This is a genomic window from Geomonas diazotrophica, assembly GCF_019063885.1.
GTDB classification, from domain to species: Bacteria; Desulfobacterota; Desulfuromonadia; order Geobacterales; family Geobacteraceae; genus Geomonas; species Geomonas diazotrophica.
This window is the reverse complement of the sequence record NZ_CP077684.1, coordinates 4,701,609-4,722,865: the sequence shown is the minus strand read 5'-3', so window position 1 is coordinate 4,722,865 and position 21,257 is coordinate 4,701,609. Positions and strand designations below refer to the sequence as shown.

Annotated in this window: 17 protein-coding genes; 1 reads left to right on the top strand and 16 read right to left on the bottom strand. The window is 65.6% G+C overall.

All coding sequences use genetic code 11. From position 1 onward, the window contains the following. Window positions 1-53: 53 nt before the first annotated feature. Both KP003_RS20865 and KP003_RS20860 read right to left on the bottom strand, forming a co-directional pair. Window positions 54-1,127, bottom strand: coding sequence for a type IV pilus twitching motility protein PilT (locus tag KP003_RS20865; protein WP_216496980.1), 1,074 nt, complete (start codon window positions 1,125-1,127; stop codon window positions 54-56). Between the two features lie 12 nt (window positions 1,128-1,139). Further along, the gene (locus KP003_RS20860; RefSeq protein ID WP_216496981.1) at window positions 1,140-2,798 is read right to left on the bottom strand and encodes an ATPase, T2SS/T4P/T4SS family; all 1,659 of its coding nucleotides are present in this window, start codon (window positions 2,796-2,798) and stop codon (window positions 1,140-1,142) included. A 370-nt stretch (window positions 2,799-3,168) separates the two neighbouring features. On the opposite strand from KP003_RS20860, the gene KP003_RS20855 reads away from it, so the two are divergent. Continuing rightward, the gene (locus tag KP003_RS20855) at window positions 3,169-4,173 is read left to right on the top strand and encodes a hypothetical protein (RefSeq protein WP_216496982.1); all 1,005 of its coding nucleotides are present in this window, start codon (window positions 3,169-3,171) and stop codon (window positions 4,171-4,173) included. Here the strand turns inward: KP003_RS20855 and KP003_RS20850 are convergent. From KP003_RS20850 to KP003_RS21745, 14 genes are all read right to left on the bottom strand, one after another. Next, window positions 4,170-6,605 (bottom strand): sensor domain-containing diguanylate cyclase, encoded by a 2,436-nt coding sequence (locus tag KP003_RS20850; protein ID WP_217300198.1) that lies wholly within the window; start codon window positions 6,603-6,605, stop codon window positions 4,170-4,172. The two genes, KP003_RS20855 and KP003_RS20850, sit on opposite strands and share 4 nt — an antisense overlap. Window positions 6,606-6,618: 13 nt before the next feature. After that, a complete protein-coding gene (locus tag KP003_RS20845; RefSeq protein ID WP_216496984.1) occupies window positions 6,619-7,692 on the bottom strand; it encodes a response regulator in 1,074 nt (357 codons plus the stop codon). Between the two features lie 419 nt (window positions 7,693-8,111). Further along, complete coding sequence (locus KP003_RS20840; protein WP_216496985.1) at window positions 8,112-9,080, bottom strand: transglycosylase domain-containing protein; 969 nt, start codon at window positions 9,078-9,080, stop codon at window positions 8,112-8,114. Between the two features lie 13 nt (window positions 9,081-9,093). Next, the gene (gene pdxA / locus KP003_RS20835; RefSeq protein WP_216497195.1) at window positions 9,094-10,074 is read right to left on the bottom strand and encodes a 4-hydroxythreonine-4-phosphate dehydrogenase PdxA; all 981 of its coding nucleotides are present in this window, start codon (window positions 10,072-10,074) and stop codon (window positions 9,094-9,096) included. A gap of 306 nt (window positions 10,075-10,380) precedes the next feature. Further along, on the bottom strand, window positions 10,381-11,115 hold the full coding sequence (locus KP003_RS20830) for a glycine zipper family protein (RefSeq protein ID WP_216496986.1): 735 nt from the start codon (window positions 11,113-11,115) through the stop codon (window positions 10,381-10,383). A gap of 55 nt (window positions 11,116-11,170) precedes the next feature. Beyond that, on the bottom strand, window positions 11,171-13,378 hold the full coding sequence (locus KP003_RS20825; protein WP_216496987.1) for an ATP-dependent helicase: 2,208 nt from the start codon (window positions 13,376-13,378) through the stop codon (window positions 11,171-11,173). A gap of 94 nt (window positions 13,379-13,472) precedes the next feature. Further along, window positions 13,473-14,150 carry a response regulator gene (locus KP003_RS20820; RefSeq protein WP_216496988.1) on the bottom strand — a complete coding sequence of 226 codons (678 nt, stop codon included), beginning with the start codon at window positions 14,148-14,150 and terminating at the stop codon, window positions 13,473-13,475. Between the two features lie 230 nt (window positions 14,151-14,380). Then, window positions 14,381-15,292, bottom strand: a complete 912-nt coding sequence (locus KP003_RS20815) for an ATP-binding protein (RefSeq protein ID WP_236026669.1) — start codon at window positions 15,290-15,292, stop codon at window positions 14,381-14,383. Window positions 15,293-15,414: 122 nt separating this feature from the next. After that, a complete protein-coding gene (cooS, locus tag KP003_RS20810; protein ID WP_216496989.1) occupies window positions 15,415-17,322 on the bottom strand; it encodes an anaerobic carbon-monoxide dehydrogenase catalytic subunit in 1,908 nt (635 codons plus the stop codon). Then, a complete protein-coding gene (locus KP003_RS20805; RefSeq protein WP_216496990.1) occupies window positions 17,319-17,885 on the bottom strand; it encodes a 4Fe-4S dicluster domain-containing protein in 567 nt (188 codons plus the stop codon). Before KP003_RS20805 ends, cooS begins: the two co-directional genes overlap by 4 nt. Window positions 17,886-18,016: 131 nt before the next feature. Beyond that, complete coding sequence (gene hypA / locus KP003_RS20800; RefSeq protein ID WP_216496991.1) at window positions 18,017-18,421, bottom strand: hydrogenase maturation nickel metallochaperone HypA; 405 nt, start codon at window positions 18,419-18,421, stop codon at window positions 18,017-18,019. 8 nt (window positions 18,422-18,429) lie between these two features. Next, entirely contained in the window at window positions 18,430-19,512 is a 1,083-nt protein-coding gene (locus KP003_RS20795) for a hydrogenase large subunit (protein ID WP_216496992.1), read from the bottom strand. Next, on the bottom strand, window positions 19,509-20,039 hold the full coding sequence (locus KP003_RS20790) for an NADH-quinone oxidoreductase subunit C (RefSeq protein ID WP_216496993.1): 531 nt from the start codon (window positions 20,037-20,039) through the stop codon (window positions 19,509-19,511). The genes KP003_RS20795 and KP003_RS20790 overlap by 4 nt, the downstream gene beginning before the upstream one ends. Continuing rightward, entirely contained in the window at window positions 20,036-20,938 is a 903-nt protein-coding gene (locus KP003_RS21745) for an NADH-quinone oxidoreductase subunit B family protein (RefSeq protein WP_216496994.1), read from the bottom strand. The genes KP003_RS20790 and KP003_RS21745 overlap by 4 nt, the downstream gene beginning before the upstream one ends. Window positions 20,939-21,257: the final 319 nt, after the last annotated feature.

Here is a 21,257-nt window from a genome sequence, read left to right as displayed (position 1 = left end):
GATCTGCTCCGTACCTACGCGCTGTAGCGAGCGTGGTCAATGGTCGGCTCGGTTCAGTGCTCCTGCGGCGGGGAGGTGAGGTACTGCTCGAACTGCCGCTTGTCCTGGCAGCAGCGGTACGCCTCCTCGGGCGCCACCTTCTTGGTCTTCAAAAGGTCCAGGATGTGCTGGTCCATGAGCTGCATGCCGTCCTTCCGGCCGGTCTGCATGATGGAGGGGATCTGGAAGGTCTTCCCTTCGCGGATCAGGTTGCCGATGGCGGGATTCCAGACCATGATCTCCTGGGCCGCGGCGCGCCCCTTGCCGTCCGCCGTCTTGAGAAGCTGCTGGCAGACCACCCCCTTGAGCGATTCGGAGAGGATCGCGCGCACCTGCTCCTGGGCGTCCTTGGGGAAGACGTCGATGATGCGGTCCACGGTCTTGGCGGCGGAGCTCGTATGCAGCGTGCCGAAGACCAGGTGGCCGGTCTCGGCGGCGCTCATGGCGAGGCTGATGGTCTCCAGGTCGCGCATCTCACCCACCAGGATGACGTCCGGATCCTCCCTCAACGCCGCCCTGAGGGCGCTGGCGAAGCTCTCGGAGTGCTCGCCGATCTGGCGCTGGTTGAACAGCGACATCTTGTTCTCGTGGATGAACTCCAGCGGGTCTTCGAGGGTGAGGATGTGCTCGCGCCGCGTGCTGTTGATCAGGTCGATCATGGCGGCCAGCGTGGTCGACTTGCCGCTCCCCGTCGGGCCTGTCACCAGCACCATCCCCTTCCTGAGCTTGGTCATGTTGCGGACCCCCTCGGGAAGACCGAGGTCGTCGGCGGAGAGGATCTTGCTCGGGATGATGCGGAACACCGCCGCGATGCCGCGATGCTGCATCATGTAGTTGCCGCGGAAACGCGCCAGCCCCGGAACCGAGTAGGCGAAGTCGAGGTCGTGCTTCTCCTCGAAGTGCTCGCGTTGCTTCGGGGTCAGTATCTCGTACAGGATCGCCTTCAGCTCCTCGTGCGAGAGGGTCTTGAAGTTCTGGCGCTCCATCTCGCCGCGCAAACGAAAGATCGGCGGGGAGCCTGCGGAAAGGTGCAAATCGGATGCTCCCGCGTCGTTTAGCAGCTTGAACAGCGCATCAATCCTTGCCATGTCTTATCTCCGTCACAGTATTATTGAAGCGACGTATTCGCCGGGGGCGATCTCGCCCCGCTCCAGGAGTTCCGCCCCCTCCTCCGCGATGCCGCGGAAGCCGGTGTCCCTCAGGTAGCGAACCACTTCGTCGCTGTTGCGGATCATCTCCAACGCCTCCAGGAGGTCCTTGTCGAACCGGATCACGTCCAGGAGGTACTTCTTGCCGCGGTAGCCGGTCTGGTCACAGGCCGGGCAGCCGGCGGGGCGGTAGTAGTTGCGGTCGCCGCCCCCCAGCCTGAGCGCCGCCAGCTCCTCGGGCGCCGGGACGTAGCGCTCCTTGCACTCGGGGCACAAAAGCAGCGCGCAACGGCTGGATACCACTCCCCTGATGTGGGTCGGAATAAGGAAGTTCTTCTGGATCAGGTAGATGAGCTGCTTCAGCACCTCAGTCTTGCTCGCCTGCGACATCCCCGCCACCACCAGCTTGCCGCGCATGACCGCCTTGCTCGCCGCGATGAAGGTGGGAAGGTCGGTCACGTCCTCGATCACCAGGGTGTCCGGGTCGTGCTCCAGGGCCGCCCCGATCACCGCGGCGCTGTCATCCACGCAGCAGCGGACGCTGGAAAGGCGGGGGAAGCGGGTCCTGCCGCGGCCAAGCCGGTCGCCGATCAGCAGCACGGTGCGGCCGGCATGGTCACAGGAATCGATGAAGAGGTCGATCAACCGGCTGCGCTCCTCGGCGGAGCGGCCGGCAAAGAGGATGAGCCCCTCCCTGGCGGCGGTGAGGGCCCCGAGGTCGTCGCGCTGGCGCGGCGTGAGCCCCAGGTCGTCCATGGTGCTCAGCTGGGGCGCGACGGCGTGCAGCCTGAGGGTCACGTAGTCGCCGCCGTCGCCGGCCATCAGCAGGGCCTGGAAGGGGATCTTCTTCCCCTGCCAGAGGAACTTCAGCACGCCGCTGGCCGCCCCCTCTCCCTCGGAGGGAAGGTTGGAGAGGCGCCGGATCCGCTCGGTCAGGCGGGCGTAGTGGGTGATGGCGATCCGGCCAAGCTCTGCGCTCTTGTGGCCGCTGCGCGCCAGCACGCGGACCTGGTCCCCCAGGGGCTGCAGGGCGATGCCGGTCAGCTTCTTCTGCACCACGCGCAGCAGCAGGTGATTCAGGAGCATGGCGCCGGTAAGGTCGGCGTTGATCGCCCCGAGGACGCTGGCGCTGAAGTGCCCGGAGGAAAAGCCCAGCTCCGGCTGGGTGACGTCCGGCCCGTACAGGGTCTCGTGCATCTCCCGGATTTCACGGATGAGGCCTACCGAGATGTTGACGTGGCAACCGGAGACGCGGGAGAGCTCCTCGATCGCCTCCTTGTCGAGCGGGTCGGCCATGGCCACCGACAGCTCGCTGCCGGAGAGGACCACCGGGCAGAGGCTGTGGCGCCTGGCCAGCTGGCCCGGGACCTTCTCAACGGCGGCGGGGTCGATGTTTTCCTTCTTGAGCCGTACGTAGGGGATGTTCAGCTGGTTGGCGAGCGCCCAGTCGATGTCCTCCTGGGTGACGACCCCCATCCGGACCAGCGCCTCGCCGACCCGGCATCCCGAGACCTTCTGCGCCTCGAGGGCGGCCCTCAACTCGTGCTCGGTGATGATCTGGGATTTGAAGAGTACCTCACCGATGGACCCTTCCTTGACAAGCCCGTTCATTGCATAACCTCCAGGATGCTGCAGGTGGCGGTGCCAGGGGCAAATGTACCCGAAAACAAATCAACTGACAATGACAATGGAGCAGACAAATCAATTGACAATTGACAGTGGACAATTGACAATGGCCGGACTCAATTGACATGTACGGTTGACAATTGAACGATGCCGACGCGGCAGGGCCAGTGACAAGGCCCGCGCTGCCAGATGGCACCAATACCCCGGATGCACTACCTCGGCCAAGCAGAACCTCAACGCAGATCCCTTTCCCGCTTATCTGTCAGTCGCGTTGCAAGTCACTGCCATCATTACAGAAAAAGACCACACATTGTCAATTGCCAATTATCAATTGTCAATTGAATAAGGAGTTTGCATGCAAAGAAAAGCCATCGCCCTGCTCTCGGGCGGCCTCGATTCCACCCTCGCCGTCAAGGTGCTCCTGGAACAGGGGATCGCCGTCGAGGCGCTCAACTTCACCTCCCCCTTCTGCACCTGCACCGGCAAGAACGCCGGCTGCAAGTCCGAGGCGGTGCGGGTGGCCGAGGAATTCAAGATCCCCATCAAGGTGATGCACAAGGGTGCCGACTACCTGGAGATCATCAGGAATCCCAAGCACGGCTATGGCAAGGGGATGAACCCCTGCATCGACTGCCGCATCTACCTGCTGCAAAAGGCCAAGGAGTACATGAAGGAATCCGGTGCCGACTTCGTGATCACCGGCGAGGTGCTGGGACAGCGCCCGATGAGCCAGCGCCGCGACACCCTGCGCATCATCGAGCGGGAGAGCGGCCTGGAAGGGCTCCTTTTGCGCCCCCTCTCAGCGAAACACTTCCAGCCCACCATCCCCGAGCAGGAAGGGTGGGTGGACCGCGAGAAGCTCCTCTCCATCTCGGGACGCTCCCGCAAGGAGCAGTTCGAACTGGCCGAGGAACTGGACGTGAAGAACTACCCCTGCCCGGCCGGCGGCTGCCTCCTGACCGAGCTTTCCTTCGTCGGCAAGATCCGCGACGTCTTCGACCACTCGGACCAGTTGAACCTCAGGGACTTCCGGATGCTGAAGCTCGGCAGGCACTTCAGGATCGGGCGCCGCACCAAGGTGGTCATGGGGAGAAACGAGGCCGAGAACGAGCTTCTGGAGCGGGCCATCCAGCCCGGCGAGGCGGCACTGCGCTGGAAGGAGGGCAAGAGCCCCCTGGCGGCGCTCATGGGCGAGAGCTCGCCGGAACTTTTGGAGCGCGCCGCCCAGATCCTTTTGCGCTACACCAAGGCGGAGCCGGGAGCCGCGGCCACCATCGCCGTCACCTGCGACGGCGCGGAAACCGAATTCGCCACTACCAACGCCATGGACGAGGCGGCCGTGGAGAGCGTCCGGCTTTAGGCCCCGCTCCCGCCGCAACACGCCCCCGGCTCCTGCTGGCTGATCCGGTACACGTTCTTCCCCTCCTGCTTGGCGCGGTACATCGCGCTGTCCGCGCAGCGCACAATGCTGTCGGGGTCCTCGCTGCAGCTCGGATAGATGCAGACCCCGATGCTCACGCCGACACCCGCCTCCGCCCCTTCCACCAGGAAGGGGCGGGCAAAGGCGTCGAGGATCCTCTCCGCCACCACCGTCGCATCCTGCGGCTCCGCCATCTTGGTAAGGATGATGGTGAACTCGTCCCCCCCCATGCGCGCCACCATGTCGCAGGCACGCACGCAGTCCTTGAGCCGCTGACCGGCCTCCAGGAGCACGGCGTCCCCGGCGGCATGGCCGAAGCGGTCGTTGATCTCCTTGAAGCAGTCCAGGTCGAGGTACATGAGCGCCATCGGGTGGTGGTAGCGTTTCGCCTCGGAGAGCGCGTGCCTCAGCCGGTCGAAGAAGAGCACCCGGTTCGGTAGCGAGGTGAGCGAGTCGTAGTGGGCCAGGGTCTCCAGCCTCGCCTTGGCCAGCTTGCGCTCGGTGATGTCGCGGAAGATCACCTGCAGCGCCCGCTCGCCGCGATAGACGAACGGCCCCACCCCCAGCTCCACCTCGATGCTGGTCGAGTCGTTGCGCAACAGCCGCTCCTCGATCCAGGGGGCGCTGCTGTCCCCCTGCTCAGCGTACAGCACCTGTTCCAGAAAGAGTTCCGCCGACTCCCGCTCGATGAACTCCACCATCTCCCGCCCCACGAGCTGGTCCGGTGACTGGCAACCCAGCAGCTCGCTCCCGGCGGGGTTGATGAAGACGAAGCGACGCCCGACCAGGATGGCGATGCCGTCCAGCGACAGCTCCACCAGGCGCCGGAAGCGCTCCTCGCTCTCTCCGATGGCCGCCACCATGTTGGTGAGCCGCTCCTCGGTCTTCGCCTTGACGGTCACGTCCTGCAGGGTCTCGATGGCGGCCACCACGTTCCCCTCGCTGTCCCTGATCGGGGCGGCGTCGAAGCAGAGGTAGCGCTGCTTCCCCTTGAGCCGGAACCAGCTTTCGGCCCGCAACCCTTCCGGTATCAGCTCGGAATCCGCGTAACATTGGTACAGGTCCGCCATCTCGTGCAGGGCGCCGTCCACCACGACGTCGGCCAGCACCCGGCGCTTTTCCGGGTAGAAGGCGCGCCATACCTCCGCCCTCCCCACCTGGCTCTCTGCGGCAACCCCGGTCAGCTCCTCCATCGCCTTGTTCCAGATGATGACCCGGTGCTCCGCGTCGATGACGAAGCAGGGGAGCGCGCTGTGCTGCAGCAGCTGCACGGCGAAGCTCTTCTCGTGCTCCAGCCGGCGCCTTTGGCTGGTCAGTTCCTGCATCATCGTGTTGAAGGCCTGCACCAGCTCTCCGAACTCGTCCCGGCTTGGCGGCGGCATCGGTTCGAAGGAGGTCCCCTCCCCCATGCTGCGCACCCTGGCGGCGAAGGCCAGCAACGGGGTGGTCAGGCGCCCGACGAAGACCCAGACGAAGGCCAGGGCGACGGGAAGGAGTGCCGAAAGGCTGTAGAGCACCAGGGCACGGGCCCGGTAGATAGGCTCGTACGCCTCCGTGAGCGGCCGCTCCGCCGCCAGGATCCACCTGGTTGTCTGCAGCCTCTTGAAGGAATAGATCCCGTCGACGCCGGAGGGACCGACCATCTCCCCGCTCCCCTCGTAGCCGCCGATCACCCGGTCCAGGAGGTCATCCTTCCCCGGGGGGGGAAGCGGAAGCGGGAGCCGATCCCGATTGGGGTGCACGATCATCCGCCGTTGCTCGTTGAAGAGGAAGAAGTTGCCGCCATCACCGACCCGCAGCCGCCCCAACCGGCTCAGGAAGTTCTCCTCCGCGAGCTCCACCCTCCCCCCGAGCACCCCGATGACGTTGCCGTCGGTACCCAGTACCGGCGCGGTGAATACCACCAGGAGCCTTCCCCGCGCCGAGATCAGCGGCTCGGATATGAAGGGCTTCGCTGAGCCGACGGTGCGGATGAAGTATTCGCGGCTGGAGAAATCCTTGCCGATGAAGAGGGTTTGCCCCGGGGCCGAGGCGAGCAGGATCCCCTTGGGGGAATAGAAGCCGGTGCCGTCGCTGAAGACCTGGTGCAGGTCGAGGCGTGAGTCGAGGAAGTGCTGCAGGCGCTCCGGATCGGTCGCCAGGGAGGGGGGGATGCTCATGGCCACCGCGACCAGTTCCCGCTGCGCGGATGCGATGCGGTCGTCCAGGTCCGCGGCCATGGCGGTCACCACGGAATACTGGCGGCTGGCCATGCTGGCCTTGAACTCCTTGATGAAGAACATGAGGCCCAGTCCGGCGACCCCCGTGCTCACGATCACGATCAGGAGGAAGACCACCAGGGCCAGTTTTATTTTCAGGCTGAACCTAGCCATCGTTTCTCGGTTTTTAGTCGTTGTGGGTGGCGTAGATGGCCGCGAAATCGGCGGCCGTCGCCTCGAATGCCTCCAGGACCTGGGGGTCGAAATGATGGGGCATGGTCCTGCCATCCCCCTTGGTGATGATCTCCACGGTCCTCTCGTGATCCAGGGCGGGCTTGTAGACCCGCTTGCTCCTGAGGGCATCGTACTGGTCCACCAGCATGACGATGCGCCCCTCCATGGGGATCGCGTCCCCCACGAGGCCTCGCGGGTAGCCGCCGCCGTCCCAGCGCTCGTGGTGTGTGTTGGCGATGGAGGCAGCCATCTGCAGCACCAGGTGGTTGGAGCCGGCGAGGATCTTACCCCCGATGGTGGTGTGGCTCTTCATGATGCCGAACTCCTCCGTGGTGAGCGGACCGGCCTTCAGGAGGATGGCATCCGGGATGCCGATCTTGCCGACGTCGTGCATGGGCGAGGCCATGGCGATGCCGTCCACGAACTCGCGCGGCATCGCCAGCTGTTCGGCCAGCCGCTTGGCGTAGAGCCCGATGCGGGCGATGTGCTTGCCGGTATCCTCGTCCCTCAGTTCGGCCGCGGCAGTCAGCCTCTCGATGGTCTCGCGGCTCATGCTGCGCATCTGCACCAGCGCCTCGCCCAGTTCCCGGGTCCGGTCCAGCACCTGGCGCTCCAGCTCCGCCTTATAGTTTTTCTCCACCAGCAACAGCCTCTGGTAGTTGATCCCTTTTTCCACCGCGTAGATCAGGTAGGGAGTCTTGAAAGGCTTGATGATGAAGTCGAAGGCGCCCTTCTTGATGGCCGATACCGCCATCTCCAGCTCCGCGTACGCCGTCATCAGGATCACCGGGATGTCTTTGTCGAGTTCGTGGATCTGTTCCAGGAGCTCGATCCCCGACATCTGCGGCATGTTCACGTCGGTGAGCACGACATCGGGAGGGGATTGGCGCAGCAGTTCCAGCGCATCCATGCCGTTTGAGCAAGGGTGCACCTCGAAGCCGCTCACAGAAAGGAGCAGGGCAACGCTTTCCAAGACATATGGGTCGTCATCTACCAAGATGACGCGGCCTGATATAGCTGTTTCCATCACAGTTCTCCAATAGCTGGGGACGCTGAATCGTCTTCTTGTTAGTTTTCGGCAAATTTAATGGGAACTTGAGGGGGAGAATTCTAAGATAAGTCTAAGCGAGGTGGCGGAAAAGTCCGCGTGGGGGGAGCTATGGGAGCTATGGGAGCTATGGGAGCTATGGGAGCTGTGGGAGCTGTGGGAGCTGTGAGAGCTGTGAGAGGCAGGCAGGCCTGTCCCCTCGCCCCCTGGGAGAGGGGTAGGGGTGAGGGTTGTTGCCAGAAATGCTGCCGTGGCTGATCGCTGCACCCTCCCCCCGGCCCTCTCCCGGGGGGAGAGGGCCGGGGGCGGAAGTAGATTGGTGTGGGTTGGGGCGGAGCCTTGTAGTGGGCGGTTGCCTGGGCTTCTGGAGCCGGGTTGACCGGTCCGGCGGCACGGTCCTACTGCTTCTCCTGGGGCGCCCCTTCCTTCGCCGGGGCGGCACCGTCCTGCGGCTTCTCCGGTGCAGGTTCCGTTGCCGCCGGATGCTGCTCGGCCGGGGCGCCGGCGGGCTCGCCCTGCCCCTTGTCCGGTTCGGAGACAAGCCCCTGCGGGACGGTCGCGCTGGTGCGGTTGGCCATGACCTCGACCTGCTTGATGCTCTCGTCGACCTTCCTCTGCATCCGCCCGACGTTGGGCATCTCGGCCAGGGCCGCCTGGTACTCGCCGGAGGAGAGCACCCCCTTGTTGGCCAGGAGCTTGAGGATCATGTTGGAGCGCTTGAGCACCTTGTCCAGGTTCTTGTACGGGTTGTAGGCGACGCGCGGCCCCGGGAGCATGGCGGCCAGGAAGGCGCACTCGCGCGGGGTGAGCGCGGCCGGTGACTTGCCGAAGTAGTAGCGCGCACCGTGGCCGATGCCGTGCACCATGGGGCCCAGTTCGATCACGTTCAGGTAGAGTTCGATGATGCGCCCCTTGGTGAGCTCCTGCTCCATCCGCTTGGCCAGGTAGAGCTCCTTGGCCTTGCGGGTCAGGGTCTTTTCACGGGAGAGGAACAGGTTCTTGGCCACCTGCTGGGTGATGGTGGAGGCGCCGCGGGCGAAGCTCTGCTTCTCAAGGTCGTACTTGATCGCCTCTTTGATCGCCTTGACGTCGATCCCCTCGTGCTTGTAGAAGGAGGCGTCCTCGGCCAGGATCACCGCCCACTTCATCTCGGAAGGGATCTGCGACAGGGGGGCCCAGTAGCGGTTCTTGGGGCCGACCACCAACGGGTGGTAGTTCCCCTGCCAGTCCTTGACCTGGATGGTCAGGTTGGTCTTCTTGTCCTTGAGCGCGGTGACCGGCGGGAGGAAAAAGAGCGAGACGGAGACGTAGACCGCGTACACGGCGCAGAGACCGGCGCCCCAGATGAGGTATTTCTTCCATTTCATAGCAGCGGTTCCTTTACTGGTTTTCCTGCCCCGTCTGCGCCATCTGGGAAGCCATGACCAGGGCGGCCTTCATGCTGGCGGGGCTCGCCTTGCCGGTCCCGGCGAGGTCGTAGGCGGTGCCGTGGTCGACCGAGGTGCGGATGATGGGGAGGCCGAGGGTGACGTTCACCCCGTCGTCGAAGTGCAGAAGCTTGAGCGGGATGAGCCCCTGGTCGTGGTACATGCAGACCACCGCGTCGTAGCCACCCTGGGCCGCGAAGTGGAACAGGGTGTCCGCCGAGAGCGGTCCCACCGCGTCGATCCCCTCTTCCCGGGCCGCGGCCACGGCCGGTGCGATGATGCTGCTCTCCTCGTCGCCGAACATCCCCCCCTCGCCGCAGTGCGGGTTGAGCGCCAGCACGGCCAGGCGGGGAGACTTGCAGAACCAGCGGGAGAGCGAGTCGTGGGTGATCCTGATGGTGGAGAGGACCCGTTCGAAGGTGACCAGCTCGGGGACGCGGGAAAGCGCCTCGTGGATGGTGACCAGGGTGACCCTGAGGCGGTCCCCCGCCAGCATCATCACCACCTCCTGTCCGCCGGTCAGTTCGGCCAGCAGCTCCGTGTGCCCCGGAAAGCGGTGCCCGGCGCTGTTCAGCGACTCCTTGTTGATGGGAGCAGTCGCCATGGCCGCGGCAACCCCGTCCATGCAGAGCGTGGCCGCCTCGCAGATGTAGCGGTAGCAGGCGTCGCCACCGGCCGGGCCGGGCTTGCCAAAGACCATTTCCTCGGGGGCAAGGGTAGAGAGCTCGCGCAGGTAGAGGGTTCCGGGCAGCGGATCGGCCGGGGGTACCAGGTCCGGCGCCGAGACCACCGTGAGGTCGACCCCGGCCACGGCTATGCCGCGCTCTATGGCGGCGCGGTCGCCCAGCACCAGGGGGCGGCACAGTTTGGTGACGGCGGGGTCGGCGAGCGCCGCCGCGATGATCTCAGGGCCGATGCCGCTCGGGTCGCCCATGGTGACGGCTATGATCGGTTTTTCCAAACTTGGTCTCCTTCCAGCAGCTCCACGGCCCGGGCCAGCGCCCTCACCCGGCCTTCGGCCACCCTCTCCCGCCCCCGGACCATAGACCCTCGGTGGCGAGGGTAAAGAACCATCAGGGCACTTGCCCACAGCGGCGCGCCCGTCCCCCCCTCGCCCTCCGGGAGAGGGGCAGGGGTGAGGGATACCGCACAAACGAATAGGGGCCGGTGAGCCCCTATCCGCGTTTCAGCCAAGGGGGCAGGCAGCCGGCGGAGCCAGCCCCACCTGCGCCCCAGGCACCTATTTGCGCACGTTGAGCGGCAGGATCAGCTTCTGCACCAAGCCGGTCTCCCGCTCGCGCCACTGCAGCCTCAGCTCCTTGGCGCTCGGGGCCTCGCCCGGGAAGAAAACGAAACCGTTGGAGAGGCTGTCGGCCGGGATGGGCTTACCCTCCAACCCCTTGCTCCTCAGGTCGTCCGAGATACGGTTCTCGCGGTCGTTGGAGGTCCCCTCCTGGGTGCCGCCGATGACGGCGCCCCCTGCCGCACCGAGTGCGGCACCCTTGCCGAGCGACCCGGCCACGCTCCTGCCGGAAACGATCCCCAACGCCGCCCCGAGGACCGTGCCTGCCGCGGCCCCGAGCAGGGCACCCTTGCCGGCCCCCTTGCCGAAGAAGGAGGCGAACTGGGTCGAGCTCTCCAGCCGGTCGAAGGCCACCTTGTTGGTGACCATGGGCCAGTAGTTCCCCCCCTCGTCCACCAGGAAGGTCTGCCCGGCCATGAGCTCCAGGGTCTTGCCGCTCTTGTTGTCCATGACCAGCATGACCGGCAACAGCCCCGCTCCCTTGATGTCGAAGCCGAAGGCCTTCTCCGCCGCGTCCGGCGTCGCATACGCCTCACCGCCCAGCGAAACGCCCGACTGTTCCAGGTGGTTCTGGTACGCCTCGGGCGGCCTGAAGGAAACGTACTGGCTCTTGTAGTGGGTGCATCCGGAGAATAGCAGCATGGCTATCATGAAGACGGCTAGTTTTCTCATGGGTTGTCTCCTTGTTATTCTCATTAGTGACGGATACTAAACTATATACCGGTTTTCAGGCCCGCTCAAGCCCGGCGAAGCGCACCAGGAGCTTCTTCGGCCCCCCCAGGGAATTGAACCAGACGATCACCTTCTGGTTGTCCCCCTCCCCTTCTATCTTCCTGATGGTCCCCGGCCCGAACTGGGCGTGGCGCACCTTCATGCCGACCCAGATGCTGTCGTCCTCATCGTCGGGGACCATGCGCACCTCGTTGTCCTCGAACTCCGGCTCGATCTCGTCCTCGAACAGGGCGGCGAGGTTGTGGGAGGAGGCAGAAAAGTCGCGGGAGGGCTCGGGGCGCTGCCAAAGGTCGCCGCTGTCCAGGAGTTCCCTGGGGATGTCGGCGATGAAGCGGGCGGGGGCGTTCATCTGCTCCTGCCCGAAGATGTGGCGGCGGCGCACGTTCAGAAGGAACAGGCGCTTCTTGGCGCGGGTCATCCCCACGTAGCAGAGCCTTCTTTCCTCCTCCATCTGCTCCGGGTTCTCCAGGGCGCGCACGTGGGGGAAGAGCTTCTCCTCCATGCCGATCATGAAGACCAGCTGGAATTCCAGCCCCTTGGCCGAGTGCAGGGTCATCAGCGTGGCGGAGGATTTCTTCCCCTCCCCCTCGTGCTCCAGGTCGGAGACCAGCGCGACCCGCTCCAGGAAATCGGCCAGCCCGTGCTCGCCCGGCCCACTCTCGTAGGTCTGCATGGCGGTCACCAACTCCTGCAGGTTGTCGATCCGCTCCTGGGCCTCGTCGGTCCGCTGGGTCTTCAGGCGGGCGTAGTAGCCGGAATCGTTGATGACGGCGGCGGTGAGCTCGGACAACGGGAGCTTCTCGCTCAGGCTCTTGTACCCCTCCAACTCGTTGACGAAGGCGGCGACCTTGCCCCGGGCGGCGGCGGGGAGCAGCGGCCCGTAGGCCCCTTCCAGCATGGCGTCGTAGAAAGGGAGCCCCTTTTCGTTGGCGAAATCGGAGATCTTCTGGACCGTGGTGTTGCCGATGCCGCGCGGCGGCGTATTGATGATCCTCTTCACCGCCACGTCGTCGGAAGGGTTGTCCAGCACCTTCAGGTAGGCGAGGATGTCCTTCACCTCGAGCCTCGCATAGAAGCGCACGCCTCCGACCATGTGGTGCGGGATCTGGGCCCCGACCAGGGCCTCCTCGATGACGCGGGACTGGGCGTTGGTCCGGTAAAAGACAGCAACCTCGGAGAGATCGCCCCCTTCGGCGAGGAAACGTTCGACCTCCCGGCAGACGGTGCGCCCCTCCTCCCACTCGTTGGGGAGGGTCCGGTACACGATGCGCTCGCCCTCGGGGTTGTCGGTCCAGAGGCGCTTGGGCTTTCTCCCCCTGTTCTTCTGCACCACGTGCCAGGCGCCGTCCAGGATGGTCTTGGTGGAGCGGTAGTTCTGCTCCAGCTTCACCACCTTGACCCCGGGGAAATCCTTCTCGAATTCCAGGATGTTGCGGATATCCGCCCCGCGCCAGCCGTAGATGGACTGATCGTCGTCACCCACCACGCAAAGGTTCTGGCGGGCGCCGGCCAGAAGCTGGACCAGGCGGTACTGCACGGGGTTGGTGTCCTGGTACTCGTCCACCATGATCCAGCGCCAGCGCTGCAGGTACTTGTCCAGCACCTCCGGGTGCTCCTCGAAGAGCTGCACGGTCAAAAGGAGCAGGTCCCCGAAGTCGGCCGCGTTGCAGCGCTTCAGGCGTTCCTGGTAGCAGCGGTAGACCCGGGCCAGGGTCGCCTGGTAGGGGGAATCCGCCGGGACGTCGAAGGGGCTCATCCCCTGATTCTTGAACTCGTCGATCGCGCTCCCCAAGAGCTTCACCGGGTAGCGCTTCTCGTCAAGGTTCAGCTCGGCGGCGCAGTCCTTCAAAAGGCGCTCGCAGTCCTTGTCGTCGTAGATGGCGAAGTTCGAGTCGTAACCGAGGCTCTTGATGTCGCTTCTCAGGATGCGGGCGCAGGTGGAATGGAAGGTGGAGACGAGAGGAGCGTCCCCCTCCCCCAGCATGTGCTTGATGCGCTCGCGCATCTCGCCGGCGGCCTTGTTGGTGAAGGTTACGGCCAGGATCTGCCAGGGTGGGACTCCCCGCTCGTGGATGAGGTAGGCGATGCGGTGCACGATGACGCGCGTCTTGCCGGAGCCGGCGCCGGCAAGGACCAGCATCGGTCCCTCGCCGTGCAGCACCGCCTCCTGCTGGGGAGGGTTCAGATTGTGGAGCAGTTTCATGATTTTCCTTAAGACCTGCCGGGGCTTAGGCGCCGCGGGGTGCCGAGCGCCTATTTATACCACTTAGCCCCAGCCAGGTCAAAAGGGAATGTCGCTAGAGCCTTTCCAGCGACCGGGCCAGGGCGGAACGGATCGGCTTGGGGAGCAGGGCGAACTTCAGTCCAAGCCCCTTGGGCCGCAGCGCCGTCTTCTCGCCGGACCAGATCACCTTGCAGGGAGAATCCACCAGGGTGCCATCGGGAAGGGTAAAGGAGAGATTCACCACGTTGCCGGACTTGGCGGGGAGGTCGGTGACCACGTAAGTCCCGTCCACACCGAGGTCGTACAGGGTGCAGGAAGATGCCTCGCCGTTGAGCTGCAGGGTCCCGGACAGGCTGCAGGGGCGGCGCCTCTCGCGCCGGTCGATGCCGGGAATGAACTCCCGGGCGATCTCCAGGAAGCGGTCCCGCCCGGCAGGCTTGGTGAGGAAATAGTTGCAGCCGGCGGCAAGGCAGTCGTCCTTGTCCTGCTGCACCGACGTGGAGGAGATGATCACCACCGGGACGTCGGCGTGATCCGGATGAGAGCGGATGGCCCGGCAGCAGGCGGCCCCGTCCATGTTGGGCATCTGCAGGTCCATGAAGACCAGGGACGGCTTCTCGCTCTTGACCACCTCGAGAGCCTCCACGCCGTCGCGCGCCGTGACGATGTTCACATCGGTATGCTTGAAGAAATCCCTCTCGATTTCGAGGAACATCTGCAGGTCATCCACGAGCAGTATGGTGGGTTGCAAGGCGCACCTCCCTTCTTCCAGTTTCGAATATAGATTTTTTCGAATAAAATACGCTGTGGGGCCGGGCAAGTCAAGCCGCTGGTTGACCACCAACTCTTCGGCAGGTTTGGGCAGAAACTGAAAAAAAGCCGCGCATCGCTGCGCGGCCCTTCAGGTTGCCCCAATATTTTTCTTCCTGCAGTCCCCGTTCCCTTGCGGGAGGGGGAAGGGGGCGGGGGACTCCCCTGCCGTCACTTCCCCCGCAACGAGAGCAGGCGTTCCTTGATCTTCCGGACCTCACTGAGCGCCTGTGCGCTGAGCCGGTCCGGCGCGCAGTTCTCGCGGTCGGCGCGGCGCACCTCCTCGCAGAAGGAGATGGTCCCGAGCAGCTGCCGCGAAGGGATCTCCCCTTCGATAAGCCGCCGGTCCTCGTCGTCGCGCACCTTGCTTCCCACCACGAAGACCTCCTCGATACCGAGGTCGCCCGCCAACCGTTCGATCTGGCGGGCAGTCTGCAGGCTGCGCTGCCCCGGTTCCACAACGACCACCAGGGCGTCCACCGATTCGGCCGTCCGACGTCCCAGGTGCTCGAGTCCAGCCTCCATGTCCATGATCACCACCTCGTCACGCTCCAGGAGCAGGTGCCCCATCAGGCGCTTGACCAGGGTGCTTTCCGGGCAGGCGCATCCGCTCCCCCCCTGTTCCAGGGTCCCCATCCAGAGGAAACGGACGCCGTCGTGCTCCAGGCAGAACTGCTCCGGCAGGTCGCTCACCTTGGGATTCAGTTTGAAGAAGGAGCCGTAGCCCCCGCTGGCCCCGGTGCGCTCCTCCGCGAGTTCCTTCATGCGCGCCACCGGCTGCAGGCTTTCGGCGCGATCGGCTGGGATGCCGAGCGCCGCGGCCAGGTTGGCGTCCGGGTCGGCGTCGACGGCGAGCACCCTGGCGCCGTCGGCCGTAAAGGCGCGGCAAAGGAGGCTCGCGAATGTGGTCTTCCCCACGCCCCCCTTGCCGGTGATGGCGATCTTCAGTCCCGCTCCGCGCTGCGGCACCGCGTGGAGGCGGGGATGGTGATGGTCGTGACTGTGGTCGTGATGGTGATCATGCTCGTGATCGTGATCATGCTCATGGTCGTGGTCATGCGCGTGGTTGTGATGGTCGCACATAGTTCCTTCTCCCTCTTTCATGCAAACTTGCTGGTCATCCCCTCACCCTCCCGGCCTTCGCCCTCCGAAGGGCTATGGTCCGCGGGGGGGAGAGGGGGTGTGGACGCCGACGCCCTGCCCCGTTAAATCCCCAGTCCCTTCCTGCGCTCCTCGATCACCTCCAGGAGCTTGTCCGCGGCGAGGTTCGGGTCGAGCTCCACGAGGAAATACCCTCCGAGCAGATCCTTAGCGGTCTGCGTCAGGAGCTCGGTCACCTTGGCCGAGCCGGTCACCTGCGGCATGGTGCCCAGGTGAGTCGGAATGCCCAGCGCCACGCTCCAGGTGCCGATGGCGACCGCCTTCTCCGACATCGCCTCGGGCGCGGAGGCCACCAGCGGGAGCTGGTCGAGGTCGACGCCGAGCTTGTCGGCCACGGCCACCGCCACCTGTACGGCGCGGCTGTTGTCCACACAGGAGCCCATGTGCAGCACGAGCGGCAGCGGCCCGTTCAGCCCCGCCGAGGTGCCGATGGCGGTCATGACCCCCTTGAGCGATTCCCCGGCGTACTCCAGCGTCGCCTCCTGGGTCATCAGCCCGTGCTTCGCGAAGGAGCCGGCGCCGCAGCCGGTGGCGAGCATCAACACGTTGTTCGCCGCGAGCTTCTTGGCCATGGTCACGAAGCTGCTGTCCTGCGCCACCTGGGTCGAGTTGCACCCTGCAAAGAGGGCGATGCCGCGGATGTTGCCGTTGGCGATGTTCTCGATGAGCGGTTGGAGCGGGTCGGCGGCGTTCAAGGTCGCCAGCGCACCCACCACGGACTCCACGCCGAAGCCGACGATGGCGGTCTGTTTCACGTCCGGGATGTTCACCCGGCGCGGGTCGCGGCGCTTGTAGGCCTCGATCGCGGTAGCCACGATGCGACGGGCGCTCTCCAGGGCGGCCTCCTCCTTGAAGTCCACGTGGGTGGCCCCGGGAATCTTGTTCTCCGCCATGGTGGTGATCACGGCGGTGTGGAAACAGGCGCCGATCTCGCTCACCGAGGGCATGATGCACTGCACGTCGACCACCATGGCGTCCACCGCGCCGGTGACCAGCGCCAGCTCCTGGGAGAGGTAGTTCGCGGCCAGCGGGATGCCGTGTCGCACCATGACCTCGTTGCCGGTGCAGCAGATGCCGACGATGTTGATGCCGTCCTTGGCGCCCGCCTTGCGTGCCTCCTCGTCCATCTGCCCCGCGACCTCGCAGACCACCTCGCTCAGAAGGGGGTTGTGGCCGTGCACCGCGATGTTGACCGCGTCCGGCTTGATCACGCCGAGGTTGGCGGCGGTGACCACCGGGGTCGGTGAGCCGAAGAGGGCGTCGGAGAGCTCGGTCGCAAGGCACATGCCGTCGAAGTCGGCGAGCGCCCCCTTGATGCCCCCCAGGATCAGGTTGACCGGGTCGGCGTCGCATCCCACCAGGGTACGCCCCATGATCTGGGTGATCACGGCGTCGATGTTGTGCGGCAAGACGTGCAGGGCCTGCAGGCGCTCCAGGCGTTTCTTCGTGAGCGTCGCCTCGATCCAGTTGCAGGGGGCGTCGTGGTCCTGGTTCTGGAAGTCCTCCAGGGTCGCCTTGGCCACCGCAGCCGCGATGGCAGGTACGTCCTGCCCTTCGGTGCAGATGCCGAGCTTCGCCGCAACCGCGCGCAGCTTCGCCTCGTCACGGATCTGGTAGGCAGGGAGCCTTCCCTCGGCGACACCCTGCAGGGCGAGCGCCACGTGGCGGCCGTGCTCGGAGTGTCCCGCCGCACCGGCCGCGATCATGCGGATCACGTTCCTGGCCACGATGGTGTCGGCGTCGGCGCCGCAGATGCCGCGCTGGGGGCCGTCCCCGAACGGGTCGATGCGGCAGGGGCCCTTCCAGCAGATGCGGCAACAGACCCCGAGTTGGCCGAAGCCGCACTGCGGCTGCATGGCGCGGTGGCGGTCCCAGACGGTGGCAATCCCTTCTTTCTTGGCGATGGGCAACAGGGTCGCCGCGGACGGATCGGTGCTGAGCTTCATGGTCATATCCTTGCCTTCCTTGATTTGAGATGTTGTAGCGACTGGGCCAGCTCGGCGGCCCGCGCCTCGATGAGGGTCTGACGGTACTCTTCCAGGTCGATGAGCGAGAGCGCCTTGGTCGGGCAACCCTCGACACAGGCCGGTACGTCGCGCCCGGTGCCGGCGCAGAGATCGCACTTACGCGCGATACCACCGTTGGTGCGGAAGCTCTCCGGATCGCTCCCCTCGTGCTTCACGCTTATCGCGCCGAATGGGCAGACCATGACGCAGACCTTGCACCCGACGCAGTTCTTCTCGCGTACACCGACCTGCCCGCTTTCCTGGAGCATGGCGCCGGTGGGGCAGGCCGCGGCGCAGGGGGCGTCCTCGCACTGGCGGCACTGCACCGGCATCATGACACCCCCCGCCGCCACCACCTTGTTGCGCGGCCTCAGGGTGAGCCCCGAGAGCGCCGCCTGGTGCAGCCCGCTCCCGGAATGGGCCACGGCGCAGGCCAACTCGCAGCCGTGACAGCCGAGACAGCGCTCGGGGTCGGCAAATACGATGGCATTTTCACGTTGTCGCTTCATTGTGATCTCCTTTGCATGTCCTTATTACACAAGCTCTTCCGCCCGCTCTCGTCCACATCCCCTCTCCCTCCGGGAGAGGGCCAGGGTGAGGGCGCCTGCAGTAGCACTCTCCTCACTTCGTGGCGCCCCCCTCACCCGGCCTGCGGCCACCCTCTCCCGGAGGGCGAGGGAGAAACCATCGGCCGATCCGGATTAATGTTCGCCTCCAGGCTCTCCAGGTACAGTTCCCTGCCGCCGGTCATCTCGACGTCGCCTCCGGCGCAGCAGGGACAGATAAAGTTGAAATTTACGATCCTGAAGCGTTCCCCGCAGCCACGGCAGCGGCCGGCAAGGGGCACCTCCTCGATCTCCAGCTCTGCCCCTTCGGCCACGGTCCCCTGTGCCACCACCTCGAAGCAGGCGGCAAGGGTCATCGGCTCCACCGCCGCCAGCTCCCCCACCTTCAGGCGCACCTTGGAGATGGACTCGATGCCGCGCACTGCCACCTGCTCGTTGATGATTTCGAAAAGCCCCGTCACCAGGGTGATCTCGTGCATGGCGCCCCCTAGCGGTCCGTGCAGGCGATGCAGGGATCGATGCTGTTCACGATGAGCGGGATGTTCCCGACCGGCTCACCCTTGAGCATCACCTTGAGGGCGTCCCAGTTCATGTAGGAGGGGACGCGCCACTTGAGCCGCACCGGGAAGTCCGAGCCATCGGTCCTCAGGTAGTACATGAGCTCGCCGCGCGGCGCCTCTGATTTGGCGATGGCCTCCCCGGCCGGGATCTCGGGGAGGTTGTCGGCGCAGAGCGGGCCCGCGGGGAGTTGCGCCAGGCACTGCTCGATGAGGGAGACCGACTGCCGCGCCTCAGCTAGCCGCACCAGGTTGCGCGCCCGGACGTCCCCTGCCGTTTGCGAAGGCACCTCGAACTTGAGCCGGTCGTAGGCACCGTAGGGGCTCTTCTTGCGCACGTCGTAGTCGATGCCGCAGGCCCTGGCCACCGGCCCCACCACGGCGCACTCGACCGCCGCCTCGCGCGGCAGCACCCCCACCCACGCCATGCGGGCCATGAGCGCCGGGTTGTTGCCGAACTGCAGGTAGAGCTCGTCCAGCGGCCTTTTCATCTCCTCCATCGCCCCGGCGAGGTAGGCTGCGGCCTCGGGGGTGAGATCGTAGCGCACGCCGCCGATCACGTTCGCGGCCAGGTCCATCCGGTTGCCGTAGATCGCCTCCTTGGCGCGCTGCATGATCTCGCGAACCTCCATGATGCGCCTGAAGAGGGGGGTCTCGCCGATCGCGTTGGCCTGCACCGCGCAGCAGAAAAGATGCGAGGCGATGCGCTTGATCTCGTCGGCCACGGCGCGCAGGTACTCGGCCCGCTCCGGAATGGCGATGCCCGCCACCTCCTCGACGGCCGCGCAGAAGGTGCTCGGGTGGCTGTTGGAACAAAGCGAGCAGAGCCGCTCCAGGAGGGTGATGTTCTGGTAGAGGTTTCGGCGCATCACCAGGTGCTCCATGCCGCGGTGCACCTGTCCCGGCAGGACGTCCAGGTCGGCCACCCGGTCCCCTTCCAGCTTCACCCGGAAATACATGGGCTCTTCGAGGGCCAACTGGTGCGCCCCCAGTTCGATGATTTTCGTGGTCATGCGTCCTCCCGTTCGCCCGCCAGCACCTTGTCCCAGAGGGCCTTGCCGGTCGCCGCGTTGGTGAAAGTCGAATAGGGGACCAGGCGCTCGAAGGGGGCGTGGGGCAGGGTGTGGTCGAGGAACAGGCGCCTCGGGTCGGGGTGCCCCACCACCTGGACGTCATAGAGTTCCATCAGCTCCCGCTCCTGCCAGTCGCAGTTGCGAAAGATCGGGGTGAGGGAGGGAACGCGCGCCCACTCCAGGGGGAGCACCACGGTGAGGGTGAGGGTGGCGCCGTCCAGGTCGAAGTGGTAGGCGATTTCGCGCTCTCCCTTCTCCTTGGCCCGTTCCGGGAGGTAGGGGGTGACCATCGCAAGGCGCCCCTCCAGTTCCGCCACGGCGCGGGCCGCCGGGAGCAGCGCCTCGCCGCAGGGGAGGCGGCACCAGCCGGTCAGGACGCCCTTGCGGTCCCGGCGCCACAGCACGTTTATTTCTTCGCCCGCTGCCATCGCCAGCGCGGCGGCAACGTTGGTCGTCAAATCAGTCATCGTCTGGGCACTCCTATGCTCATCAACTGCCGGCAGGCCGGGCAGAGGTTTTTGAGCTTCTCGATCTCGGGGTTGGGGCGGCGGAAGGCGGCGTGCAGGAGCTGCGGGGCGGTGGGGATGATGGCCTCGCCGCAGCCGGTGCAGGGTGCGTAAGGAACCTCGCCCCGCTCGATCTGGGTGAAAGCATCGGCAGCGCGGTGGTCGAGGCGCCAGTCGCCGGTGACGGAAAGGGCGCCGGTGGGGCAGTAGTGGCTGCACAGGCCGCAGAAGACGCAGCTGTTGTGCCAGAGGGTCAGGCGGACGCCACCGTCTCCCGCCTCGAAGCGGATAGCTCCCGCCGCGCAGACGTGGCGGCACATGCGGCAGTCCACGCAGGCCTTGGCGTCGTAGCTCATCCTGCCGCGGGCGGGGAAGTTATCGGTTCCATGATGCTTCCGGTGATCGGGGTTTCGGGCCGGCTCCTCGCCATCGCGCCGGGCCCGTCGGATCTCCAGCGCTGCGCCGATTCCCGCCAACAAGGCCTGGGGGCGCGGCGGGCAGCCCGGGATGTTCACGTCCACCGGCAGGTGACGCTCGATCGGACCGTCCACCGCGTAGCTGTCGCGGAAGACGCCACCGGACACCGGGCAAACGCCCACAGCGACGGTTACCTTGTCCCGTGGCGCCTGCGCGTAGAGCCGCAGCACTTCGTCCCTGGCGCGGATGGTGAGTGGGCCGGTGATGAGGACGATGTCCGCCTCGTGCGCCGATTCTGTGTAGCGGCAGCCCAGTTGCTCCACGTCGAATTCGGTCACCGCCGAGGTCACCGCCAGTTCCACGTCGCAGCCGTTGCAGGACCCGGTGTTGATGCGGAACAGCCGCACCGGCCCGACTGCCGTTTCTTCTACCTCGATGTGCATCGCGCTCTCCCCGTTGCAGACAAGTTGCAGCATGGGCGGCAATGTAGGTGAAAAACGGGTGGCGGTCTGTCGGGCAGCCGACAGTTATGTTTTTTTCGGGATTAATTATGACCTCCCGCCAGTCCCCTCTCCCGGAGGGGGAGGGGGGCGGACGGTGGGTGGAGAGGTGTCGCGAAGCGGAAGCATCACAGATTGCAACGCCCTCACCCCGGCTCTCTCCCGGGGGGAGAGGGGGATATTGGATGCCCGGAGAAGTTCTGCTGCAAAGGGGCTGTTTGTCTGGGGAAAGCGGCTGGAGAAAAGACGGCCGCAGCCGCGG